The organism is Chryseobacterium sp. ZHDP1 (assembly GCF_018603435.1).
Lineage (GTDB): Bacteria > Bacteroidota > Bacteroidia > Flavobacteriales > Weeksellaceae > Chryseobacterium > Chryseobacterium indicum.
The window spans coordinates 2,509,696-2,530,862 of record NZ_CP075682.1; the positions used below are offsets into that span (position 1 = coordinate 2,509,696).

23 protein-coding genes, 1 tRNA gene and 1 pseudogene are annotated in these 21,167 nt (G+C 35.0%); 5 read left to right on the forward strand and 20 right to left on the reverse strand.

Annotated elements, in window-relative coordinates:
- Window positions 1-420 precede the first annotated feature (420 nt).
- Window positions 421-921, reverse strand: coding sequence for a UpxY family transcription antiterminator (locus KKI44_RS11285; protein WP_214587376.1), 501 nt, complete (start codon window positions 919-921; stop codon window positions 421-423).
- Between the two features lie 236 nt (window positions 922-1,157).
- The gene (locus KKI44_RS11290) at window positions 1,158-2,318 is read right to left on the reverse strand and encodes a serine hydrolase domain-containing protein (protein WP_214587377.1); all 1,161 of its coding nucleotides are present in this window, start codon (window positions 2,316-2,318) and stop codon (window positions 1,158-1,160) included.
- A gap of 273 nt (window positions 2,319-2,591) precedes the next feature.
- Between KKI44_RS11290 and KKI44_RS11295 the strand changes: the two are divergent.
- Window positions 2,592-2,723: pseudogene (locus tag KKI44_RS11295) on the forward strand (transposase); the annotation flags it as partial.
- 132 nt (window positions 2,724-2,855) lie between these two features.
- Here KKI44_RS11295 and KKI44_RS11300 read toward each other — a convergent pair.
- The 11 genes from KKI44_RS11300 to KKI44_RS11350 form a co-directional block, all read right to left on the reverse strand.
- Window positions 2,856-2,931 (reverse strand) — tRNA-His (locus tag KKI44_RS11300).
- A gap of 35 nt (window positions 2,932-2,966) precedes the next feature.
- Entirely contained in the window at window positions 2,967-3,686 is a 720-nt protein-coding gene (gene bshB1, locus KKI44_RS11305; RefSeq protein WP_214587378.1) for a bacillithiol biosynthesis deacetylase BshB1, read from the reverse strand.
- Window positions 3,687-3,764: 78 nt separating this feature from the next.
- Entirely contained in the window at window positions 3,765-5,414 is a 1,650-nt protein-coding gene (locus KKI44_RS11310) for a tetratricopeptide repeat protein (protein WP_214587379.1), read from the reverse strand.
- A gap of 95 nt (window positions 5,415-5,509) precedes the next feature.
- Complete coding sequence (locus tag KKI44_RS11315; RefSeq protein WP_214587380.1) at window positions 5,510-6,382, reverse strand: PstS family phosphate ABC transporter substrate-binding protein; 873 nt, start codon at window positions 6,380-6,382, stop codon at window positions 5,510-5,512.
- Window positions 6,372-6,569 carry a DUF308 domain-containing protein gene (locus tag KKI44_RS11320; protein ID WP_250902056.1) on the reverse strand — a complete coding sequence of 66 codons (198 nt, stop codon included), beginning with the start codon at window positions 6,567-6,569 and terminating at the stop codon, window positions 6,372-6,374. The genes KKI44_RS11315 and KKI44_RS11320 overlap by 11 nt, the downstream gene beginning before the upstream one ends.
- A 75-nt stretch (window positions 6,570-6,644) precedes the next feature.
- Entirely contained in the window at window positions 6,645-7,487 is an 843-nt protein-coding gene (locus KKI44_RS11325) for an energy transducer TonB (protein WP_214587381.1), read from the reverse strand.
- A 24-nt stretch (window positions 7,488-7,511) separates the two neighbouring features.
- Entirely contained in the window at window positions 7,512-8,087 is a 576-nt protein-coding gene (locus tag KKI44_RS11330) for an ExbD/TolR family protein (RefSeq protein WP_214587382.1), read from the reverse strand.
- A 12-nt stretch (window positions 8,088-8,099) separates the two neighbouring features.
- Entirely contained in the window at window positions 8,100-8,708 is a 609-nt protein-coding gene (locus KKI44_RS11335; RefSeq protein WP_214587383.1) for an ExbD/TolR family protein, read from the reverse strand.
- A 62-nt stretch (window positions 8,709-8,770) separates the two neighbouring features.
- The gene (locus KKI44_RS11340) at window positions 8,771-9,634 is read right to left on the reverse strand and encodes a MotA/TolQ/ExbB proton channel family protein (RefSeq protein WP_214587384.1); all 864 of its coding nucleotides are present in this window, start codon (window positions 9,632-9,634) and stop codon (window positions 8,771-8,773) included.
- A 240-nt stretch (window positions 9,635-9,874) separates the two neighbouring features.
- Window positions 9,875-12,688, reverse strand: coding sequence for a leucine--tRNA ligase (gene leuS / locus KKI44_RS11345; protein WP_214587385.1), 2,814 nt, complete (start codon window positions 12,686-12,688; stop codon window positions 9,875-9,877).
- Window positions 12,689-12,873: 185 nt separating this feature from the next.
- Window positions 12,874-13,347, reverse strand: coding sequence for a lipocalin family protein (locus KKI44_RS11350; protein WP_214587386.1), 474 nt, complete (start codon window positions 13,345-13,347; stop codon window positions 12,874-12,876).
- Window positions 13,348-13,545: 198 nt separating this feature from the next.
- Between KKI44_RS11350 and KKI44_RS11355 the strand changes: the two genes are divergently transcribed.
- The 3 genes from KKI44_RS11355 to KKI44_RS11365 are packed head-to-tail and all read left to right on the forward strand — an operon-like array spanning window position 13,546 to window position 15,927.
- Complete coding sequence (locus KKI44_RS11355) at window positions 13,546-14,523, forward strand: acyltransferase family protein (RefSeq protein ID WP_214587387.1); 978 nt, start codon at window positions 13,546-13,548, stop codon at window positions 14,521-14,523.
- 9 nt (window positions 14,524-14,532) lie between these two features.
- Window positions 14,533-15,291, forward strand: a complete 759-nt coding sequence (locus KKI44_RS11360) for a glycosyltransferase family 2 protein (RefSeq protein ID WP_214587388.1) — start codon at window positions 14,533-14,535, stop codon at window positions 15,289-15,291.
- A 9-nt stretch (window positions 15,292-15,300) separates the two neighbouring features.
- Window positions 15,301-15,927 (forward strand): deoxyuridine 5'-triphosphate nucleotidohydrolase, encoded by a 627-nt coding sequence (locus KKI44_RS11365; RefSeq protein WP_214587389.1) that lies wholly within the window; start codon window positions 15,301-15,303, stop codon window positions 15,925-15,927.
- Here the strand turns inward: KKI44_RS11365 and KKI44_RS11370 are convergent.
- The 6 genes from KKI44_RS11370 to KKI44_RS11395 all read right to left on the reverse strand — a co-directional run bounded on the left by KKI44_RS11370 (window position 15,919) and on the right by KKI44_RS11395 (window position 19,934).
- Window positions 15,919-17,145: a 3-deoxy-D-manno-octulosonic acid transferase gene (locus KKI44_RS11370; protein ID WP_214587390.1), complete on the reverse strand. Its 1,227-nt coding sequence runs from the start codon at window positions 17,143-17,145 to the stop codon at window positions 15,919-15,921. The two genes, KKI44_RS11365 and KKI44_RS11370, sit on opposite strands and share 9 nt — an antisense overlap.
- Before the next feature lie 2 nt (window positions 17,146-17,147).
- Entirely contained in the window at window positions 17,148-17,660 is a 513-nt protein-coding gene (locus KKI44_RS11375) for a hypothetical protein (protein ID WP_214587391.1), read from the reverse strand.
- A 3-nt stretch (window positions 17,661-17,663) separates the two neighbouring features.
- Window positions 17,664-18,005 (reverse strand): cupin domain-containing protein, encoded by a 342-nt coding sequence (locus KKI44_RS11380; RefSeq protein ID WP_214587392.1) that lies wholly within the window; start codon window positions 18,003-18,005, stop codon window positions 17,664-17,666.
- A complete protein-coding gene (locus KKI44_RS11385; protein ID WP_214587393.1) occupies window positions 18,002-18,469 on the reverse strand; it encodes a DUF1648 domain-containing protein in 468 nt (155 codons plus the stop codon). Before KKI44_RS11385 ends, KKI44_RS11380 begins: the two co-directional genes overlap by 4 nt.
- 18 nt (window positions 18,470-18,487) lie before the next feature.
- On the reverse strand, window positions 18,488-19,204 hold the full coding sequence (locus KKI44_RS11390) for a C40 family peptidase (RefSeq protein WP_214587394.1): 717 nt from the start codon (window positions 19,202-19,204) through the stop codon (window positions 18,488-18,490).
- Window positions 19,205-19,286: 82 nt separating this feature from the next.
- Window positions 19,287-19,934, reverse strand: coding sequence for an O-methyltransferase (locus tag KKI44_RS11395; RefSeq protein WP_214587395.1), 648 nt, complete (start codon window positions 19,932-19,934; stop codon window positions 19,287-19,289).
- On the opposite strand from KKI44_RS11395, the gene KKI44_RS22800 reads away from it, so the two are divergent.
- Window positions 19,933-20,067, forward strand: a complete 135-nt coding sequence (locus tag KKI44_RS22800) for a hypothetical protein (protein WP_262899422.1) — start codon at window positions 19,933-19,935, stop codon at window positions 20,065-20,067. The genes KKI44_RS11395 and KKI44_RS22800 overlap by 2 nt on opposite strands.
- Window positions 20,068-20,327: 260 nt before the next feature.
- On the opposite strand, the gene KKI44_RS11400 is transcribed toward KKI44_RS22800, so the two are convergent.
- A complete protein-coding gene (locus KKI44_RS11400) occupies window positions 20,328-21,161 on the reverse strand; it encodes an OmpA family protein (protein WP_214587396.1) in 834 nt (277 codons plus the stop codon).
- Window positions 21,162-21,167 lie beyond the last annotated feature (6 nt).

A 21,167-nucleotide genomic window follows, 5' to 3' on the forward strand; every position in this document is an offset into this window, starting at 1 on the left:
TTTGCGTTATTATCTTTATATTAGATTCTTTATTGCAAACCTTTTAACAACTAGGATTTATTCGGTGTGAGACCATTTTTATCTTTCTTGAAATCATAGAAATTAATCTCAGTATTGAGTTTGCTTTAATTATACAGAATAAATAGATATTTTTAATACTGTTTATCCTGTGTACTTGTCACTTATTTTTATCTTTTTTTGTATTTATAACGCTTCATTTAGTTAATGAAATCATGCACTATTTCTTGAATTTTGAAATGATCTATTCGAATTAATCTACATTTGAATCATGAAAAATATAGACTAAAATCATTAAATCAGTAGTCTATTAACATTCTATTTAAACTTAAAAATCAGTTCAGATACTTAATTTTCAGAGTTCATTTCATAAAATTGATGAAAATAATCTGTGAAGATTCTTCAAATTAAATGGTAAGAATGTATTTCAGCAATAAGGCTTTGTTCTAATGAACCTATCCTTACACAAATCTTTTGCTTATTATCTATTTTTATAATTTCGCATTCGTAACTTTCAAAAGGACCGGATATTATCCTCTTCTTTTCTCCGACTTGTATAGCTAAAGAATTCTTAAGTTCAACCTGAGAAAATTGGTTCAAAAATATTTTAATACTGTTAATTTCTTCGTCAAGAACTCTAACTAATCTACCTCCAAACTTTATGAATAATACAACCCCATCTACAGTTAGAGCTTTCAGATAATCTTTAATTGTTTCTAGATAAACAAAAACATAAGAACTAAAAAGAGGCTTTTCTATCCTCTTTTTACGATCGCTCCATTGAGATATCGTTGAATTAAGTGGTAAGAAAACTTTAAAGTTCTCTTCTGTCAATTTTTGAGCAATTTTTTTTTCGTAACGAGACTTGGTATAAATAACATACCATCCTTCAATAAAATTCATTTGAGTAAGAGATCATGGTTGTTTATGGCTTCGCCCCTTAAGTCACATATCAATATGCGCAAAAGAGATAAAGAGAGATAAAAAGACAAAAGAAAATAATTAAAAGAAGTTTTAAGTCTAAATAATAAATATTACTTTTCTTGTGTTTTTTTAATCATTGGTTTTTCTTTTTTGGCTAAAGTATTAAAAAAACGTTTAAAAATATCACTAAAGTATGAATTTAACAAAAAATTAATTCAATATTTTTCTATTTCATTAATATACAGATAAATATCTTTCGTTAAAAACTTATTTTTTTCACCAAGCTCTTTTGTTCTACTTTCTCCTAAACGGACAATAATGGCATTTTGTTTGGGTAAGCAAATCACATATTGTCCCAAATGTCCTTTCATCATATAAAATGGATATTTATGTGTATAATCCATCCAAAAACCATAACCATATACTCCGGGAGATAGAGAATTAGGATGGGTTGCTTTTTCTAAAAACGTGCTATCTATTAATTGCTTTCCATTCCAATTTCCCTTTTGTAAGTACAACTGTCCAAATTTTGCAAAATCCCTCGCACAACTACTAACACAACAATAAGCTTTTTCAATACCTCCTGTATGGTCCACTGTCCATGTTGCATCTTGACTCATTCCCAAAGGCTTCCAAAATTTTTCGGATAAATATTCAGACAAAGTTTTTTTTGTAGCTCTACTAATTATATATCCCAATAATTGGGTGTTTCCACTAAGATATTTCCATTTTGTATCTAGGGCTTGTATAAATTTTCTGTTCAGAATTACTTCGTCCATATTCTTTCCATAATACGCCTTCGAAGTTGGATTTAATGGAAAATAATAATCCTCTTTCCAATTAAAACCCGAAGTCATTTTAGATAAATCAGCTATGGTACATTTTTGAGCATTGGGATCATTTTTATATTCTGGTAAATAATCTGTAATAGGTTGTTCCCAACTGTTAATATACCCATCTTCAATTGCTTTTTGAGCTAAAAGCGTCACCAAAGATTTTGCCATTGAAAAAGAATTGGTCAGGGATTTTTCGGAGTATGGCCTCCAATAATGTTCCTGAAGTATTTTACCATCCTTAATTACCAAAAAAACAGCAGTCTTATATTTTTCTAATTCTTTTACAAACTCATTTGACAATTTTGCTTTATTGTAATTTGGATGTAGTTCCCAATCTTGGGGTTTTGAAGATTTAATAGTATTAACATCAAAGTCTTTTGCATCAGATATATTGGATGTTGTATTGCCTTGTAAATAAGTTAATCTAACTGCCCTAAAAAAATATTTATTTCCTGTTAAATATAATATTGCGAATATTATAAACCAAAAAATAATAAAGTATGATATCGTTTTTTTTAAAAATTTCAATGTTTTTTTCATGGTTTTTTTAACGAATGTATCATATTATTTGTAATCTGCAAAACTAATTACCAGAACTTACTTTACATATTTTTTTTGATTTTCTTTAATTATATAGAAAATAGGTAAAATTTAACTTCTCAATATTACAAAAAGATATAATATCCTGTATGTTTTTCTTTACAACATTGTTATATGTTCAGCAAACAAGAATTACCAATTTTTTGCTTCCATAATACTTAGCGGAATATTATAATGCTGTAAAATTGAAGAAAAGAAAGTCTGCTTCACCTGTATTTTGAAGCAAGAAGCACCAATGCAGCTGCGGAATCTTTTAATGCGAAAATAAAAAACTTCAGAATACAACTCCGGGGAGTAAAAGACAAAACTTTCTTTCTATTCAGGTTGACTAAACTTTTTGCATAGCCCCCAACTTTTGCACTTGATCAAAAAAAATATACGCAAGAAAATCTCAGGAATAAACTTTTAATTTAATTTGTTGAAATTAAAATCTGTTGTAAAGTAAAAAAGTACACTTTTAAAAAGTGTACTTTTATTGGGTGAATGATGGGTCTCGAACCCACGACCTTCGGAACCACAATCCGACGCTCTAACCAACTGAGCTACAATCACCGTTTTGTGAGTGCAAATATAGGAAAGATTTTTTAATTACCAAACAATTCCGTCAAAATTTTTCAATGCAATTAGCTTCTCAGACGTAAATCCCTCAGCATAAGCCACTCCCGATAATCTTCCTAAATCCATCGCTCGGTAGGTTAAGCTGTCCAAAAAGTTTTTTGAAGTAATCGGAGTTTCCGGTTCTTTAGAATCCGGATCATAAAACTGAGTCTTAAAAGCCTTACAAGCTTCAATTTTCGCATCCAGAAATTCTGAAATATCAATAACGAATTCAGGTTCCACATTTTTCCATTGCATATAGTTAAAAATATGTTTTGGTCTCCATGCTTCCTGAATTTCGCCTTCCAAAACTGTTTCGATTTTTCTTAAACCGGCTAAAAAGCACGCATCCGAAACTAATTTCGATCCTTTTGCATGATCTGGATGTCTGTCATCAGTTGTATTAGAAAAGACGATTTCCGGTCTGTATTTACGAACCATTTTTATAATCCTCATCTGATACTCCTCGTTATTTTCCAAAAACCCATCTTTCATATTTAAATTTTCTCTGATAGAAACACCGAGAATTTTTGCAGCATCTAATGCTTCATTTTTTCTGGTTTCCTCAGTTCCTCTCGTTCCGAGCTCTCCTCTCGTAAGATCAACAATAACGCAGGTTTTTCCTTCTGAAACCATTTTGGCTATCGTTCCTCCACATCCTAATTCTACATCATCAGGATGCGCACCAAAAGCTAGTATATCTGTTTTCATACTATCAAAGATAGGGTTAAATTAAAAACTTCCCAAACATTAAGAATGGGAAGTTTCATTATTTATAATTGTATTAAATTATTTATTAATTTCTGCATTTAATTTTACTGCGTCCTGATAAGTTGGATCCAACTGTACAGATTTTGCAACATAATCTTTTGCTTTTGCCAAGTCTGAATCTTTAGACATATATGCTACAGCAAAATAAGCGTAAGCAAGAGTTTGCTTATTGGCATCCTGTTCTGTAGGTTTCACAGTGCTAATGAATTTTTCGTATGCCATTTTCGCTGCATCACTATTTCCGGCTTGTTGATAAGAGTAACCTAAACTGTAATAACCAGGTGCCCAATCAGGCAATAAAGCATTCATTTTTTGCCATGTCGCGATTGCACCGTTCCAGTTTTTTGCATCCTGATAGGCTGTTGCCAACTTAAATAGAGAGTCTGAATCCTGGGCATTCGCTGCAACTTTCTGCTTCAATCCTTCGATTGTAGGGTTTGTTGGTCCTGCATCAATGTCAGCCTGAGAAGCGCCTCCTCCTGCTATTTTCACCAATTCCATATCCCACTTTAATGTTTCATCTTTTGCAGCTTTTGCAATAGCTATTTTTTGTTGTGCTTCAGATGTTAATGCAGCTTTCTTAGCGGTATCTTTTTCAGTTTTTGCTAAACCTGCTGCGATAAGCCCTTGCAGCCCCTGATCTGCAGGTTGTACTCTTGATTTATCAGCCTGGGAAACAAAATTATCCATATTCTGTTTTGCTTCTGCATATTTTCCGTCAGCATATAATTGATACGCTCTTAATTTAAATTTAATAGGATCATTGATCTTATCAAAAATCTTATCTAAAACCTGCTTGGAATTTGCATAGTCTTCATTGGTAAAATAAAGCTTTGCAATTTCTAATTGAGTATATGGATCTTCATCAGCATATTTTGTATAGTTGATAAGATCCTGAGTTGCTTTTGCATTTTGCTGATATCTGATATCATAAGCAGCAAGAGCTTTATACGCAGGAGCATAAGAAGGATCTGTCGCGATTGCTTTATCTATGCTTGTTTTAGCTTGCTGCCATTGTTGTGCAGCCATCCATAAAGTACCAATTCTTGTATAAACCGACGCTTTATTTTTAGCCAGAGGAAGAGCTTTGTCATAAGCAGACATTGCATCTCCGGGCATTCTTTTTAGTCTGTAAGCATCTCCTAAAGTATAATAGTAATGAGCCGGAACTCCTTTTTTCTCAGCTCTTTCAATCGCTTTATTCAAATACTGAATTGCAAGATCAGGAGAGTTATTTTTTTCAAATAAAGTCAATGCTTCTGCTGCTCTGAAAAGAACTTCTGCATCTTTCTCTTTTGAATCTGTTACAATTTTTTGAATTTCAGCAATAGCATTTTTATCTCCTTTTCCAAGTTTTACAGTTGCTAAACCTAATTTATTTAAATAACTTTTACTGTCTGCTGCAAGACCTTTATTAAAATTCTCAGTTGCAGCCACATAATCAGGTTCTCCCTGCTTCAGATACGTATTCCCTAAATAGAAATAGTTTTCTGCAGTAGGTGCTGAAGCGATCATGTTCGTAAAATTAGTTTTTGCCTGAGCATATTTATCACTATCGATACTGTTGATACCATCCTGTACAGTTTGTGCAACGGCAAAGTTGGTAAAAAACATTACAGCTGCTCCAAAAGCAAGCTTCTTTACATTCATATTCATTATATCTTTCATTTTATATTTTCTAATCAAAATTCAATTTAAGTAATACACAATTTTCAGACCAAAATAATACATTTATTTTGGTTAAAGGATTAATTTAATACTTTTTAACGCATCTGAACTTCTCTTCTGTAAAGATTATAAGGTTGCAAGCCTTCTTTCTGAACAATCATCTGTCCAAGTTGTGTGCACGAATACCTTATAAAACCATTGGCAAGATTGAAGTTTCCTTCGTTTGTTAAAAAATATAGGACTCTTGTAAATGGATAATTCATTTTACGCAGGTTTTCAAAATCTGTATTGTAAAGTTTTCCCTTGTCTTCAACAGGAAGAATTTTCACCATACTTCTCAGCTGTTCAGATTCCTTATCATAAGGACGGCTGAAAGTATTAAGACCGATAACCCCTATTTTATCAGGATATTTATTGAGTTCTTCAATAATATTCTTGCTTCCCGGAATGACTGAAAATTTTAAATCTTTTGGGAGTTTTTTAAGCTTTTGCGCAACAAAATTCAGATTGCTGGAATTTGCTCCGTCAAAAATAAATTCTTTATCGTCAGACTGTAATCCTTTCTGAATCTCATCAATTGTAATCTTTTCTTTGGGAGAATCTTTGGGAACAACAAAAATAACAGCATCTGCTGCAAATTTTGCGGGCAGAAATTTCAGTTCAATCTGTTTTTCATATTCTTTAATCTCTTCAGGAGTAAGATCTCTCGACATTACAGCGATTCTTACTTTATTGTTAAGTAAATCAATAAATCCGAGATCTTCTTTTTTGGTAGTTACTTTTATTTTTGTTTCAGGATAATTGATCATATAGCCTTCTGCTAAAGCCTCTGTTACACTTTTAAAAGATTCATCGGTGAGAATTGTCATTTCACCTTTATGGTATGACGCAGATTTATCTTCTTTTTTACAACCTACTGCTACAATGCTAACGAAAAACAGCATTATAAGTTTAATACTATTCTTCATTTCCTGAATTTTTAATTCTAGTAATTGCTCTGTAAATTCTGAAAATTCCATATAAAATAAGAAGTCCACCTAGCGCGTAGGCAACTCCCGGATCCAAAACTGTAAAGAAAAATTTGTAGAATATCACTACAATTCCCAGAACGATATAAAATAATCCCGTAACCAGAGATAACCAATTGAACATCATATAACAAAAATACCAAAAAAAATAAAAAGAGAAGCAAATGCTTCTCTTTTTTAATTATTATTTTAAAGATAAATCTTATCCTTCAAAATTCATTGTTAAAGGTAATCTGAATCTGTAACGTACAGACTGACCGTTAATCTTAGCAGGAGTCCATTTATTTTTAATAGACTTAATGGTTCTGATTGCTTCAGCATTGAAGTCAGAATTTCCACCACTTGCTTTAACGTCAGTAATACTTCCGTCCCTCTCTACTACAAAGGTAATTTCAGTTTTTACAGTACCTTCATCTCCGTTCATTGCTGAACCATCAAAGTTACTGGATACTTTATTTCTGAAAGCATTAATACCTCCAGGGAATTCAGCAGTCTGCTCAACTTCAGTATAAACCTGAGTATCGCTTACCTGTGGTTTTACTTCAGCGGTAGACGCCTTTGTACCTGTTGATGGCGGCGGTGGCGGCGGAGTGTAAGCCGGAGCTTTTACCCCTTCCTGATTTACCAGACCAGTTGTTGTTTCTAATTGCTTAGAAATTGGTGGCGGCGGTGTTTCAATTTTTGGAGCTTTTACAGGCTCTGGAACCACGTTTTGAATAATTTCAATTTTCTCTTCCTCTTTTGGCGGAGGTGGTGGTGGTGGTTCTTCTTCTTTTGGCTGCTCAATAATTTTATCTTCCTGAAGAACATCTACCAGATCAGCCTTAACTTCCTGTTTAGGCGGAGCAGTAAGTCTCTTAATGGTAAGATAGATAAATGGAGACAAAGCAGCAATAAGGAATAATGCTGTTCCAACGATGAAAGATTTTGTCAGAAGTTTTGGGTACTGATGTCTTAAATCGTATGCACCATATTCCTTGTTTCTATTTTCAAATACAATCTCATCTAAAGTAAGATTCGGATCGTATACATTTTCATTTGCCATAGATTTACAATTTTATGGTTTAAATTACTTAGTAGCCGGAGTTGCTGCTGCAGCTCCAGAATTACCCACTTTTTTATCGTAAATAGCTTTTTCCCAAGGTTTAAGATCAGTAACACCGTACTGCTCGCTTTTTGTAATTGCCATTTCGTCAAGGATATCTACGAAGTTTTTATATACAGCATCGTCAGTTGGCTTAATAATAACCGTAAATTTAGTTTTATCTGCCGCGTTTGCTTTTGCCTGCTCAATTACTTTTCTGATTCCTTCTCTATCAAAAGTAGTTTCGTTAAGATTCTGATCTGTTAAAGACGTGTTGTCCTGCTGATGCCAGAATATCTTATTGTCTTTACCTAATAATAAAGATATAGAGTTAGAAAGTTTAATTTCTGTTGGAGGTGGTTTTTTTGTTTCATCCTTCGGTTTTGCCGGAAGACCCAAATCCATTACATTCGGTTTAGAGAATGTGGTTGTGAACATAAAGAAGGTAATCAATAGAAAACCCAAGTCCACCATCGGAGTCATATCGACTCTGGTACTCTGTTTCTTGGAACGTACCTTGCCGCCTTTGGCGCCCTTTTCCTGTACTTGTACTTCTGCCATTTCTAAATGATATTATTCATTAGGTTTACCTTCTTGTGATGTAATCAACCAAAATTTAAGAAAATCGATATCTCTTAAACCCTCAAATAAGCTTTTCACTTTTGGGTATTCTGTTGTAACGTCTCCTTTAATTGCTAATTTGTAATCAGGATTTACGTTCAAACTTTCTTTTACCCAGTCTACTAACTGCTTATTTGTACTATCCATAGGAATCCCTGTAGGACTCTTGAAATTTTTCTGCTCGTCATCTGGCAAATCAAGATAGCTTTTAAGCTGGTTCATAGGAACCCCAATTGCTTGTACTTTCTGGAATGCAGCTTTTTCGTTATTGTCAAAAGTAATTCCATACTTTCTTCCCATATTGTCTAAAAGCTGTATTCTCTCAGATGCATTTTCTACTGGCTGAAAATAAAATTTTCCGTCCGGAGTAGCGTTGATGGTCATCAAACTTGCATCAGGAAGTAACTTCTCTGATATTGAAGATGGCGGTTTAATCTGCTCCACATCAGGTTTTTTAAACTGAGTGGTCAAGATAAAGAACGTAAGCAGCAGGAACGCAACGTCACACATTGCCGTCATATCCGTCACTACTCCATGTCTTTTTGGTTTGACTCTCGCCATTATTATTAATGATTTTTAATTAAACTTCGTTTTACTTACTGCAAATTCCTTGCTAAAAATTCTTAGTTGAATTCAGCAAAAGACTGTTGGATACTCATTGCGATCTCGTCGATCTTATAAGTTAATCCGTCGATTTTAGAAGTAAAGAAGTTATAAAGGATAATAGCGATTGCTGAAGTACCAATACCTAAAGCTGTATTAATCAAAGCTTCAGAGATACCAGTAGAAAGTGCAGCAGCATCCGGAGTACCACCTCCTGAACCTAATGCGAAGAACGCCTTGATCATCCCGATTACCGTACCTAAAAGTGCTACTAACGTTGCAACAGTACCTAAAGTAGAAAGGATCATCATGTTTTTCTCAAGCATTGGCATTTCAAGAGTTGTCGCTTCTTCAATTGCTTTGTTAAGCGCTACCATTTTTTGCTCTTTGTTTAAAGTAGTATCGTGAGATAAAGCTTTGTAAGTCGTAAGACCTTCTTTTACAACATTACCAACAGAACCCTGCTGTCTGTCGCACTCTTCTAAAGCTTCATCAATTTTGTTCTGGTTTAGTAAGCTTCTTACCTGTACAACGAAGTTATCTAGGTTACCTTTTCCTGCTGCTCTACCTAAAACTAAAGCTCTTTCAATTGAAAAAACAATAACGGTAAGCATGAAAGTAATCAAGATAGGTACAATAACCCCTCCTTTGTAGATAATCCCTAAGAACGATTCCGGGTGAATGTCTTTTCCTTCAACATCAGAGAAAGCAACAGACCCTGCACCTAACTTATCGGCATCCTTAAAGTTACCTGGACTTCCCAAAACGAATAAATAAATACAAATTCCTATCGCAAAGATAATAGGAATAATTACAGCTGGGTTTAAACCTCCCGACTTTCTAGCAATTACTTGCTCATCATTTTTTGAAACATTCATTTCCATATTTAACTAAATTATATTGTTTTAAAATTTTACAAGGTGTAAATTAAAGGCAAAAATAATTAAAATGCAAGAGTCTTAAATAAACATTTGCCATTTTTTTGATAAAGAAATTTTAATACACTTTCGATATTATAATTATTTTCTCTTTTTTTGGTAATATTTTTCAATTTTAGCATTTACGTTAAAAAATCAAAAAATTTAAGCCTTCATTTTTTTTAATTTGCCAATGTTAATTTTTTTTTAAATTACTATATTCACAATTCTGTGAGGAACTACAATGATTTTCGTCGGGGTTTTACCTTCCAGAATCTGCAGCATTTTTTCGTCTTTAAGTACAATTTCCTCTACTTCTTTCGGAGAAAGCTGTGCAGAAATTGAAATTTTAAACTTCATTCTTCCGTTTACACTTACCGGATACAAAATTTCGTCTTCCACTAAGTAATCCTCGTTCAGGACAGGGAATTTTTCAAATTCAATAGAATCCTGATGCCCTAATAAGTTCCAAAGCTCTTCACAGATGTGAGGTGCATACGGAGAAATGATAACGGCTAAAGGTTCTAAAATATTGCGTTTGTTGCATTTTATTTTTTGCAGTTCGTTTACAGCGATCATAAAAGAAGAGACAGACGTATTGAAAGAGAAGTTTTCAATATCATAAACCACCTTCTTTATTAAGGTATGTAAAACTTTGTATTCTGCTTTGGTTGGTTCTTCATCGGAAACCGAGAACGTATCTCCGTCAAAATATAAATTCCAGAACTTTTTAAGGAAACCGTAAACTCCACTCAGACCCTGCGTGTTCCAAGGCTTGGATTGCTCCAGCGGTCCTAAGAACATTTCATACAATCTTAAACCGTCTGCTCCGTATTCATTACAAATATCGTCAGGATTTACTACATTGTATTTTGATTTAGACATTTTTTCTACTTCACGACCTGTAATGTATTTTCCATCTTCCAAAATAAATTCCGCATCTGCGTAATCCGGTCTCCAGGCTTTAAAAGCTTCAGTATCTAATTCATCAGAAGTTCCTTTTAATAATGATACATCAACGTGGATTGCCTGAGTTGTATAATCTTTTGCTAAATTTTTAGAAACATATTGATTAGTTCCGTCAACTCTATAAACAAAAGCACTCATCCCCAAAATCATTCCTTGGTTAATCAACTTCTGGAAAGGCTCATCCTGATTAATATATCCTCTGTCTTTTAAGAACATATTCCAGAAACGGGAATATAATAAATGTCCTGTTGCGTGTTCACTTCCTCCGATATACAAATCCACCTGTCCCCAATAATCTGAAGCCTCTGGTGAGGCAAACATTTTTTCATTTTTCGGATCCATGTATCTTAAGAAATACCATGAGCTTCCTGCCCAACCCGGCATTGTAGATAATTCCAAAGGGAAAACCGTTTTTTCATCAATTAAATTGGTGTCGACTACTTTTTGGTTGGCTTCATCCCATGCAAATGTTTTTGCATTTCCCAATGGCGGATCTCCGTCTTCAGTCGGCAGATATTTTTCAACTTCCGGAAGTTCCAAAGGCAAAGCGGAAGTCGGCAATGTATAAGGCATTCCATCCTTATAATAGATAGGAACCGGTTCTCCCCAATATCTTTGTCTTGAGAAAATCGCATCACGCTGTCTGTAGTTCGTTGTTCCGTGTCCGATTCCTTTTTTCTCAATAGCTGAAATAATCAATGCTTTTGCATCGTTATAATTTAATCCATTTAAGAAGTCAGAATTTACGCAAACAGAATCTTTAGAATCGAAAGAAGCTTCCTGAACATCTTCGTCCGTTTCCACTACTTTCTTTATTTCTAAATTAAATTTCTTTGCAAATCTGTGATCGCGCTCGTCATGTGCAGGAACCGCCATTACAGCACCTGTTCCGTAACCCATCAAAACATAATCTGAAATATAGATCGGCATTCTTTCTCCACTGAAAGGATTTAAAGCATAACTTCCCGTGAAAGCCCCCGAAACATTTTTCACGTCCGCCATTCTGTCACGTTCCGTTTTCTTAGAAGTTTCTTCAATATAAGAATCTACCTCAGCTTTTTGCTCTGCAGTTGTGATGGTTTCCACCAAAGGGTTTTCCGGAGCCAGAACCATAAAAGTTGCTCCGAAAATCGTATCCGGTCTTGTTGTAAATACTTCAACGATTTCGTCATGTCCTTCCACATTGAATCTCACCTGCGCCCCCTGCGATTTTCCGATCCAGTATTCCTGAGAATCTTTCAAAGGCTGTGGCCAGTCCAGAGTTTTTAATCCCTGCAATAATCTTTCAGAGTACGCAGAAATTCTCATGCTCCACTGCATCATTTTCTTTTGGAAAACCGGGAAACCTCCTCTTTCGGATTTTCCGTCTTTTACCTCATCATTTGCCAGAACGGTTCCCAAAGCAGGACACCAGTTCACGGTGGTTTCCGCTCTGTAAGCCAAACGGTAATTTAATAAGATGTCTTCTTTATCAATTTCCGAAGCTTCTTTCCACTCTTCAGCCGTGAAATTTAATTCATCGTTCTGATTGGCATTTAATCCTTCCGTTCCTTTTTCTTCAAAACGTTTAATTAAAGATAAAATAGGTTCCGCTTTATCGGTATCTTTATTATACCATGAATGGAACAGTTCAATAAAAATCCACTGTGTCCATTTATAATAAGAAGCATCGGATGTTCTCACTTCCCTGCTCCAGTCGAACGAGAAACCAATTTTTCTAAGCTGCTCTTCGTATCTTGTAATGTTTTGCTCAGTCGTAATCGCAGGATGCTGCCCTGTCTGAATAGCGTACTGTTCAGCAGGAAGCCCGAAACTGTCGTAACCAACAGGGTGAAGTACATTGAAACCCTGATGTCTTTTGTATCTCGCATAAATGTCGGAAGCAATATATCCAAGAGGATGTCCTACATGGAGTCCCGCTCCGGATGGATACGGAAACATATCGAGAACATAAAATTTAGGTTTGTCTGTGTTATCGGAAGTTTTATAGGTCTGATTTTCTTCCCAGTACTTCTGCCACTTTTTTTCTATCTGCTGATGATCGTAAAACACTTTTTATAATAGATGTTAGATGTTAGACTTTAGAGATCAGATTTAATTTTCATTATTAATTCCAAAATCAAGATGCACAAAAATAATGATTTTAAAAGAAATGGAAATTTAAATTTGATTAAATAATGTACAAAAAAATCCCATCCGTGGATGAGATTTGTATTTTATATTGATAAATCAGACTATTACTGAGTGACTCTCTTGAATGTATAGGTTTCAGAATGGAATTTTGTAGGATCTGTTTTATCTTCAAACATGATATTTAATGCAGTATCGCTGATGCTGATGATTTTTCCCTGATCCGGCTGAACGATACCCTGATATTTTATCTGAATAGCTTTGCTGTCTTTATCGTAAGTATAAGTGAATGTTCTGTCGAAAGTCGGCGTGCAGGTTCCCGGTGTTGCGCTGTCTCCCATATCCGTTCTCTTCCCTGCATTTCCGGAAGCGAACGTCCATCTTGAAGTTTTCTGGCAAGTTGTGTCAAAAGAAATACCGTCGGAAACAGGAACCTGCCCTGTTGCAACCACAGTTACAACTTTTTTCACCGGCTGCCAGACTCCTACCAACGGAGCCTCGAGTACCGTTTCGTCGTTGTTATTACATCCTGTCGCTACAAATAATGATAAACCTGCAAATAATAATGCTAATTTCTTCATATATCAAATTTTTCAAGCGCTAAAATTATGATTTATTTACATTATTATACAATTTTTTTAAAGAAATATTATTAAATTTTATTATTTTCTGTGTATTGATATTTTAAAACGGATGTTTTTCCCTGATTTGGCAAACATTCATCGTCTTCAATATTATGTTTCTGCGAAAAAAACTATTTTTGTAGCAAACAAATGCAAATGCAAGACATTACGAAAAACAATTTTGATTTTATCCGTGTTCTCCTCGCTTTTATCGTTTTTTTGGGACATCTCGGAGCTTTAAGCGTTTCTCCGGAGCTGAAATTTCTGGAGCACAGTCCTATCGAAGTTGCTGTTTTCGGATTTTTCGTAGTGAGCGGTTTTTTAATTGCAAGAAGTTATGAGCGTTCTTCCAGTCTCAAAAGCTACACAAGCAAAAGAATCAGGAGGATTGTTCCCGCTTATTTACTGGTTGTTTTTCTTTGTGCCATTTTACTCAGCCTTGTAAGCAGTTATTCTTTCAGAGAATATTTTACCAATACGCAGGTTTACAAATATCTTTTCTGGAATTCCATCTTTTTAAATTTTAAAGCACCGTGGCTTCCCGGAGTGTTCGGAAATCAGGCAGTGAACGGAGCACTCTGGACACTGAAAATAGAAATGTGCTATTATTTTGCAGTACCGCTTATATTTTTACTGTTCGGAAAAAACAATAAATACAGAAACATCAGTTTAATTATCCTGTATTTCCTGTCCCTTGTTTATCTTAATTATTTTGAACATCAGGGAAAAATTTCAATGGCAAAACAGCTTCCGGGAACCCTCTCCTATTTTATACCGGGAATGCTGATTTATTTTAATTTCGATAAATTTATTAAATACAAAAACACGCTTTTTATTATCGCCATAGCAACAGTGTGGATTGATTTATTTACAGAGATTCAGCTTTTTTCTCCGATGATGATCGGGGTTATCGTTCTGTATATCGCGTATTCTTTTAAATTTTTAAATAATTTCGGAAAGTACGGCGATTTTACCTACGGAATTTATATCTTCCACTTCCCGATCATCAGAACTTTTACCACACTGGGATTATTTAAAGATTACAATCCTTACGTGATGGCTGTTGTTTGTATGATGGTTGTTATTGCTGTTGGGGTAAGCTCATGGCATTTTTACGAGAAAAAATTTTTATAAAAACACAGGATGAAAGATTTAGTTTCAATAATTACCCCCTCCTACAATTCGGCGGAATTTATAGAGGAAACCATACAGTCTGTACTCAATCAGACGTATGAAAACTGGGAATGGCTGATCTCGGACGACCGTTCTAAAGATGACACCGTTGATCTGATCCGAAAGTACAATGATCCCAGAATAAAATTACACGTTCTTGAAAAAAACGGCGGCGCAGGAAACGCCCGAAATAAAAGCCTCGAAAGAGCAGAAGGACGCTATATCGCATTTCTGGATTCCGATGATTTCTGGTATCCCGAATATCTTGAGGAGATGATCGGGTTTATGGATAAAAACAATGCAGAATTGGTATATTGCAATTATTCCAGATGTGATGAACATACGATGGAACCGATTTTAAAAGATTTTGAAGCCGACAAAATCGTCACCTTTTCCAACCTGCTTAAAACCTGCAGACTGGCTCCGGTTTCTACCATGTACGACACGAAAAGAGTGGGAAAATTTTTCTTTCCTGTAAAAAGCAAACGCGAAGATCATGTAATGTGGCTGAATCTTCTGAAAAAAATCCCGAAAGGCTATCCCCTGAATAAAACACTCGCTAAATACAGGATGCGCGAAAACAGCGTTTCCAGAAAGAAGAAAAACATCATCAGAGATCAATATCTGGTGTATAAAGATTTCATGGGATTTTCCGTTACAAAGTCTTTGTATTATACGGCAAACTGGGCATTCAACGGATTTTTAAAATATTCGAAAATTTTTAATTAAATTTATTGAATGGAATATTCAAAAGAGTTCAAGGCTGCCCTGAGCAATTTTTCTTCTGTAGAAAAAGACCGCCTGATTTTCAGATTATTAAAAAAAGACAAACTTTTATCTAAAAAACTATACTTCGAACTTATTGATCCTGAAACTACAGATAACAAAAGGGACGCAATGGAAGAAATTGTTTCTGAAAAAGTTGTACTGGCATCAAAATACATCAGCAATCAGAAATATTTCCTTGGAATTATCCGTAAAATAAGCGCTGAAATCACAGAGCACGTAAAAATAACAACCGATAAGTTTGGGGAAGTTTCTCTTAATTTATTGTTGATTAATAAGATTTTAGAATATAACGAAGAGCTGAGCCGCCAGAGATTTGATAATGTTTACAAATTATATCTCTACATCATTAATAAAGTAGTGAAAGCCTTACTTTTAACAAAAAAACTGGATGTAGATTACTGGATGGAAATTGATGAGCATCTGGATAATTTAAAAGATAAAATCCTTGAGAACAAATACCTCTCTAAGCTTTTCATTAACAATGGAATCGACTTTAACTGGCTGACAAGCGATAAGATTCCGGAAAATTTTGACCAGATCATCAAAGACATTAAAAATCAGGGATTTTTACGATAAAATTTTCTGTAGAATCAGTTCTGTAGAATCAGGCTTTTCAGAGACAAATTTTTCAGCATTTTCAGACATTGTCTGAAGGGAATCTTCATTATTAATTAAAAACAGAACAAAATCTGCAGCCAGACCTGCATTTTCAAAAGATCTTCCGCCATCGGCTGAAATGAGACCGTCTGCTTCAGGATTTTTCCTGTAATGATTACCAAAAATTACAGGAACACCGAAAGTTGCCGCCTCAAGAATATTGTGAAGTCCCGCCTCATGAAAACCTCCGCCCACAACTGCAATATCCGCGTAAGAATAGAGCTTTGAAAGCAGACCAATGCTGTCGATAATTAAAATATTCGAGTTAAAATTTTCTCCAGAATTAATCTCACTGTATAAAATGGCTTCCGGAAAAAGCTGTTTCAAATGGGAAACTCTCTTCAGATCATGCGGAGCAATAATTAATTTTGCGTAAGGACTTCCCTGCGAAACTTCCAGTGCAATCTTTTCTTCCGCCTGCCACGAACTTCCGAAAACCACGGTTTTATCTTCGCCAACAAAATCTTTAATAAAATCTACATGATTGTTACGATGCCGCAGTTGTTTTACACGGTCGAATCTCGTATCTCCTGTTACCGAAGATTTCGTTAATCCTATGCTTTTAGCCAAAGCAAAGGACATTTGCGTCTGATGAAAAAACCAGTCGATATTTTCCTGAAGCTGCTTTACAAACCATTTCCCATAAGATGTAAAAAATGATTGCCGATCATAGAACAAAGCTGAAATCACGTACGTTTTTGCTCCTTTATTTTTCAGTTCAGAAAGAAGGTTATACCAATAATCATACTTCACCGTAAAAAATAGTTGAACATCAAACTGATCTGTAAATTCTTTTACAGCAGATTTTTTATCAAAAGGAAGATAACAGATCACATCCGCAATAGGTTTCTTTTTAACCACATTTTCATAACCGGATGGAGAAAAGAAAGTGACTAAAATTTTATGATCGGTAAACCTTTCTTTCAGTTGCTCCAAAACAGGCAGTCCCTGCTCATATTCTCCAAGACTTGAAGCGTGCATCCAGATCACTTTATCGGATTTTTTAAAGCCGGATTTTACCTTTTCTAAAGACTGCTTTCTGCCTTCAACGCCTTTTTTAGTTTTATCATTAAATAAAGAAAAAACCTTCATTCCGAAGATGAGCAGATGGATAAATATGTTGTAAAAGAAAGACATTATTACAAGCTTTTGCTTAAACCTCTAAAAAATTGAATCCCTCCAAAAATTACCGCTCCGTAAGCAATAATCCCTCCGTTTCCATTACTAAGCGAAACAATGGTAACGATTAATCCTCCGGCAAACCAAAGACCGCCGTATAAGACATCATTCTTCGCCTGTTTTTGCTCTTGTTGTTCAATCTGTGCTATTCTCAGTCTCCTTAATTGTTCAAGATATAATTTTTCGTCATCCGTCTTTTCAGGAACCTTTGTATTTTCAGAAACATATTCAGCATAATCTTTCGCCCCATTGGTTTCAAAAAATTCCTTTTCTATTTCTTCATAAGGCTTTCCTGCGTTTTGTGAAAAGTCGGAAATAAGAGATTCTATTTGCTCATTAACAGGAACATTTCTTTTTTTCAGTTCCGCCAAAGACAAAATAAAAGTCTTCTGATCATAATTTTTCCAATTGACCAAAACTTCGGACAGACCCGTATTTTTCGTCTGTGTAATCTCTAATAGAGTTTTATTCATGAGTTATTTAATGTTTATTCTATCATCATCAGTCGAAGGACTGGAAATAACTAAAAATTCCAGATCTTCGTCAGATTCATTAGCAATATAATGTTTAGATTTTGGTGTGATGTTGATGCTTTCGCCACTTTTTACGGATAACTTTTCACCATCAATAAAGAAGACGGCTCTGCCTTTTAAAATATAAAAAAACTGTTCTGCAAAATGATGAAAATGCAGCTTTTCTGAAGTTCCGGAAGGCATAATTTCCTGTTTTACGGATAAATGGACATCGTTTTTCAGAATCCAGCTATCACAGCTATCTCCCCAGATATAATGTTCGGAATTATTTTTAGATTTTATCATTTGAAAATACCTACAAAAACGAACAAAATAATTAAACTTCCAATCACCGAAAAGATTGCCGAAGACATCGGAACTCTCGGTTTTACGTTTTCATCAACAGAATACCGGAACATATAATCCTGACTGTTTAAAAATAGCAATGTGATCATCATGAACAGCCATCTGATAAAAATTTCCATGATCATGAACTGGGCATCCTGATTTTCTTCAGTAATTTTAACCGGATAGTTAGCAGATTCCGGATCTCTCACAATAAAAGCAAATAAGAAGTAAAGTCCGGTTAAAACGACAGGCATTAAAAAGGCATATTTCTTACTTCCGAAATTATCCGCTTTTCCGTCAAAATCAAAATGAATGGGTATAATCTGAGGCAGTGATTTATAATGTTTTACTGTAAACCACCACAAAAAAACGAGCAGTCCGAAATTAAAAATATCAAAAACCGTAAAGAGAATATTTTCCATTTCAGACAGATTTTTAAATTAAAGCAAACTTTTTATTACTCTCAGTTTATGTGTATGTTTGTTCATTTCTTTATTGAAAATCCCTGTAGAATCCAAAGTATCAATTCTTACTTTTCCGGAAGCATGAATAATTCTCTGGTTATCCAGCATAATTCCGACGTGGATAATCTTTCCCTCCGGATTTTCGAAAAATGCCAGATCTCCCGGCTGACTTTCTTCAACAAAGCTTAATGACTCCCCTGCTTCAACCTGTTGCGAAGCGTCTCTCGGTAATTTTATCTCATGAATTTTGTAAACCAACTGAGTAAAACCTGAACAGTCTACCGCAAAAAAACTTTTACCACCCCACAAATACGGAACGTTCAGAAATTCTTTTGCCGTTAAAGCAATACTTTCGCGCACGTCGTGGCTTCTTCTCGATGCTACAGCAGGAAATTCCACTTCAGAACCCATGGAAAGAAGCGTTTTGCCGTCGTTCATTAAAACAGAAGAGAAATCTTCAGTCACAACGGTTACTTTTCTTTTAGCCAGATATTCGTCTGTTACAGGTTTCAGCTGTTTCGTATCCATCCATCCTTCATAGCCGTCATAATGCATTTTTATTCTGGTCCAATTTTTATTCACTTCCAGAATATCTGCACTTTCCCCAAACAATATTTCCGTAACAATTTCTGCTCTGTCCGAACCTTCTGCACGAACGGGAGCTACTGTAACAACACAAATTCCTTTATCCATTTATTTTTTCGATTAAAAGGTTAAGACTTAGTTCAGGTTGAGAAAATACGCTGTAAAATCTTCACCTTCACTCAACCTCAAATTACTTTCTGCGTAAAAAGTTCAGCCCGTCACGCAAAGGTAAAATAAGATTTTCAAAATCATCATCTTTTGCGATCAAATCATTCAGTTCCTTAATGACCTGCGTAGATTTCTGTTTCGGGTTTTCTTCCAGAACTTTTCCATACCAGAGAACATTATCAAACATCACCACCGAGCTCGATTTTGTTCTTGGCTTTATTAATCTGAAATATTCTGCATAGTTTTCTTTATCAGCATCAATAAAAACCAGATCAAAAACCTCATCGGTTTCTCTTAAAAATTCTTTTGCATCCTGAAGCTTAAAATGAATCTGAGAAGCATACTCGCTTTCCGCGAAATATTTTTTTGGAAGGTACGCTAAATCTTCATTCACATCCAAAGTAGTAATTTTTCCGTCTTTCGCCATTCCCGTTGCCAGACAAAGCGTTGCATAACCGGTAAAAGTCCCTATTTCCAGAATATTTTTCGGCTGCATCATCTGCGAAATAATGGTTAGCAATCTTCCCTGCTGATAACCGGAAATCATGTGTGGCTGTGTAGTTTTCTGATATGTTTCCCTTCTCAGTTTTCTCAGAATTTCAGGTTCCGATGAAGCGTGTGTTTCCAGATACCTGTCCATTTCAGGAAGTTTTTCTTCAAAAAAGCTCATGCTGCAAATTTTAGTTCCGTCAAATTTACTTAAATATAACAAAAAAGCAGGAACAATCCTGAAGATTCTGAAGACATGGGAAAATCCCCATGGCAATTACCGTAAAAATACGGATGGTCTCGTCTGCGAATAAGCCTAACTTTGCATTGAAGGGTAAAAACACACGGTATAATGCTTGCAGGGAAAAAACAAATTAACCAGAGAAATCAGAAGACTACAGTGCCTAAAAGCACTGTGGATTCTTTTTCTAAAAAAACTAAACCGGAAATATCCAATTCATTTTTTCAAAAAATTATTTCTTTGCTGAAAAAAGAAGAACTAATTTGATTTATCTCAAAAAAACAAATCCCGAATTGCTTCGGGATTTTTTTATAACTGAATGTTGATCTTAAATTATTTCTTAGGAGCAATATCCATAAGTTTCATAAATTCATCAAGCTTAGGCATAATGATGATCTCTGTTCTTCTGTTTTCCGCTCTTCCCGAAACGCTCATGTTAGTCGCTTTAGGATTGTATTCGGAACGTCCACCAGCAGTAATTCTTGCAGGATCTACTCCAAACTGAGTCTGAAGAACTTTTGCAACTGCCGTTCCTCTTAAAGCAGAAAGATCCCAGTTGTCTTTTGGTAAATTCGGAGAGCTTAAAGGAGCGTTATCTGTATTTCCTTCGATAAGGACAGAATATTTATCGTAATCGTTGATTACTTTAGCTACTTTTCCTAACACTTCCTGAGCGGCAGGTAAAACGTTGTAATCTCCTGTTTTGTACAACATTTTGTCTGAAAGCGATATCATTACCACCCCTTTCAGAACTTTCACCTGAACATCGCTGTCTGCTACGTTATCCAACGATCTTTTCAGTTTGTTTGATAATGCCAAATTCAAACTGTCGTTTTTTGCATTGCTTGAGATCAGCTGTTTGATATAAGAGTTTGACGCATTGATTTCTCCAACCAGCTTGTCGATATTCGCAGAGCTTTTCCCTGAGTTCGAAAGACACGCATCTAATGAAGATTTCAAAGCATCATGCTGACTTTTCAATAAATTATTTTCACTTGCCAAAGCTGAATTCTGAGACTTCAGTTCCTGAATTTCTCTCTGTCTTTCACCTACGTTTTCAATACATTGCTTGTAATTTGAGCTTAATGCATCATACTGCTTTTTGCTGATACAAGATGTCATTCCCAACACCATTGCAGATACTGCTAAAATTTTAAAAATTTTCATAAATAA

What these genes read in the sequence shown, in the direction of transcription:
- KKI44_RS11285 (WP_214587376.1), bottom strand. Translation starts at nt 921, where the DNA reads ATGAATTTTATTGAAGGATGGTATGTTATTTATACCAAGTCTCGTTAC.
- KKI44_RS11290 (WP_214587377.1), bottom strand. Translation starts at nt 2,318, where the DNA reads ATGAAAAAAACATTGAAATTTTTAAAAAAAACGATATCATACTTTATT.
- bshB1 (WP_214587378.1), bottom strand. Translation starts at nt 3,686, where the DNA reads ATGAAAACAGATATACTAGCTTTTGGTGCGCATCCTGATGATGTAGAA.
- KKI44_RS11310 (WP_214587379.1), bottom strand. Translation starts at nt 5,414, where the DNA reads ATGAAAGATATAATGAATATGAATGTAAAGAAGCTTGCTTTTGGAGCA.
- KKI44_RS11315 (WP_214587380.1), bottom strand. Translation starts at nt 6,382, where the DNA reads ATGAAGAATAGTATTAAACTTATAATGCTGTTTTTCGTTAGCATTGTA.
- KKI44_RS11320 (WP_250902056.1), bottom strand. Translation starts at nt 6,569, where the DNA reads ATGATGTTCAATTGGTTATCTCTGGTTACGGGATTATTTTATATCGTT.
- KKI44_RS11325 (WP_214587381.1), bottom strand. Translation starts at nt 7,487, where the DNA reads ATGGCAAATGAAAATGTATACGATCCGAATCTTACTTTAGATGAGATT.
- KKI44_RS11330 (WP_214587382.1), bottom strand. Translation starts at nt 8,087, where the DNA reads ATGGCAGAAGTACAAGTACAGGAAAAGGGCGCCAAAGGCGGCAAGGTA.
- KKI44_RS11335 (WP_214587383.1), bottom strand. Translation starts at nt 8,708, where the DNA reads ATGGCGAGAGTCAAACCAAAAAGACATGGAGTAGTGACGGATATGACG.
- KKI44_RS11340 (WP_214587384.1), bottom strand. Translation starts at nt 9,634, where the DNA reads ATGGAAATGAATGTTTCAAAAAATGATGAGCAAGTAATTGCTAGAAAG.
- KKI44_RS11350 (WP_214587386.1), bottom strand. Translation starts at nt 13,347, where the DNA reads ATGAAGAAATTAGCATTATTATTTGCAGGTTTATCATTATTTGTAGCG.
- KKI44_RS11355 (WP_214587387.1), top strand. Translation starts at nt 13,546, where the DNA reads ATGCAAGACATTACGAAAAACAATTTTGATTTTATCCGTGTTCTCCTC.
- KKI44_RS11360 (WP_214587388.1), top strand. Translation starts at nt 14,533, where the DNA reads ATGAAAGATTTAGTTTCAATAATTACCCCCTCCTACAATTCGGCGGAA.
- KKI44_RS11365 (WP_214587389.1), top strand. Translation starts at nt 15,301, where the DNA reads ATGGAATATTCAAAAGAGTTCAAGGCTGCCCTGAGCAATTTTTCTTCT.
- KKI44_RS11370 (WP_214587390.1), bottom strand. Translation starts at nt 17,145, where the DNA reads ATGTCTTTCTTTTACAACATATTTATCCATCTGCTCATCTTCGGAATG.
- KKI44_RS11375 (WP_214587391.1), bottom strand. Translation starts at nt 17,660, where the DNA reads ATGAATAAAACTCTATTAGAGATTACACAGACGAAAAATACGGGTCTG.
- KKI44_RS11380 (WP_214587392.1), bottom strand. Translation starts at nt 18,005, where the DNA reads ATGATAAAATCTAAAAATAATTCCGAACATTATATCTGGGGAGATAGC.
- KKI44_RS11385 (WP_214587393.1), bottom strand. Translation starts at nt 18,469, where the DNA reads ATGGAAAATATTCTCTTTACGGTTTTTGATATTTTTAATTTCGGACTG.
- KKI44_RS11390 (WP_214587394.1), bottom strand. Translation starts at nt 19,204, where the DNA reads ATGGATAAAGGAATTTGTGTTGTTACAGTAGCTCCCGTTCGTGCAGAA.
- KKI44_RS22800 (WP_262899422.1), top strand. Translation starts at nt 19,933, where the DNA reads ATGCTGCAAATTTTAGTTCCGTCAAATTTACTTAAATATAACAAAAAA.
- KKI44_RS11395 (WP_214587395.1), bottom strand. Translation starts at nt 19,934, where the DNA reads ATGAGCTTTTTTGAAGAAAAACTTCCTGAAATGGACAGGTATCTGGAA.
- KKI44_RS11400 (WP_214587396.1), bottom strand. Translation starts at nt 21,161, where the DNA reads ATGAAAATTTTTAAAATTTTAGCAGTATCTGCAATGGTGTTGGGAATG.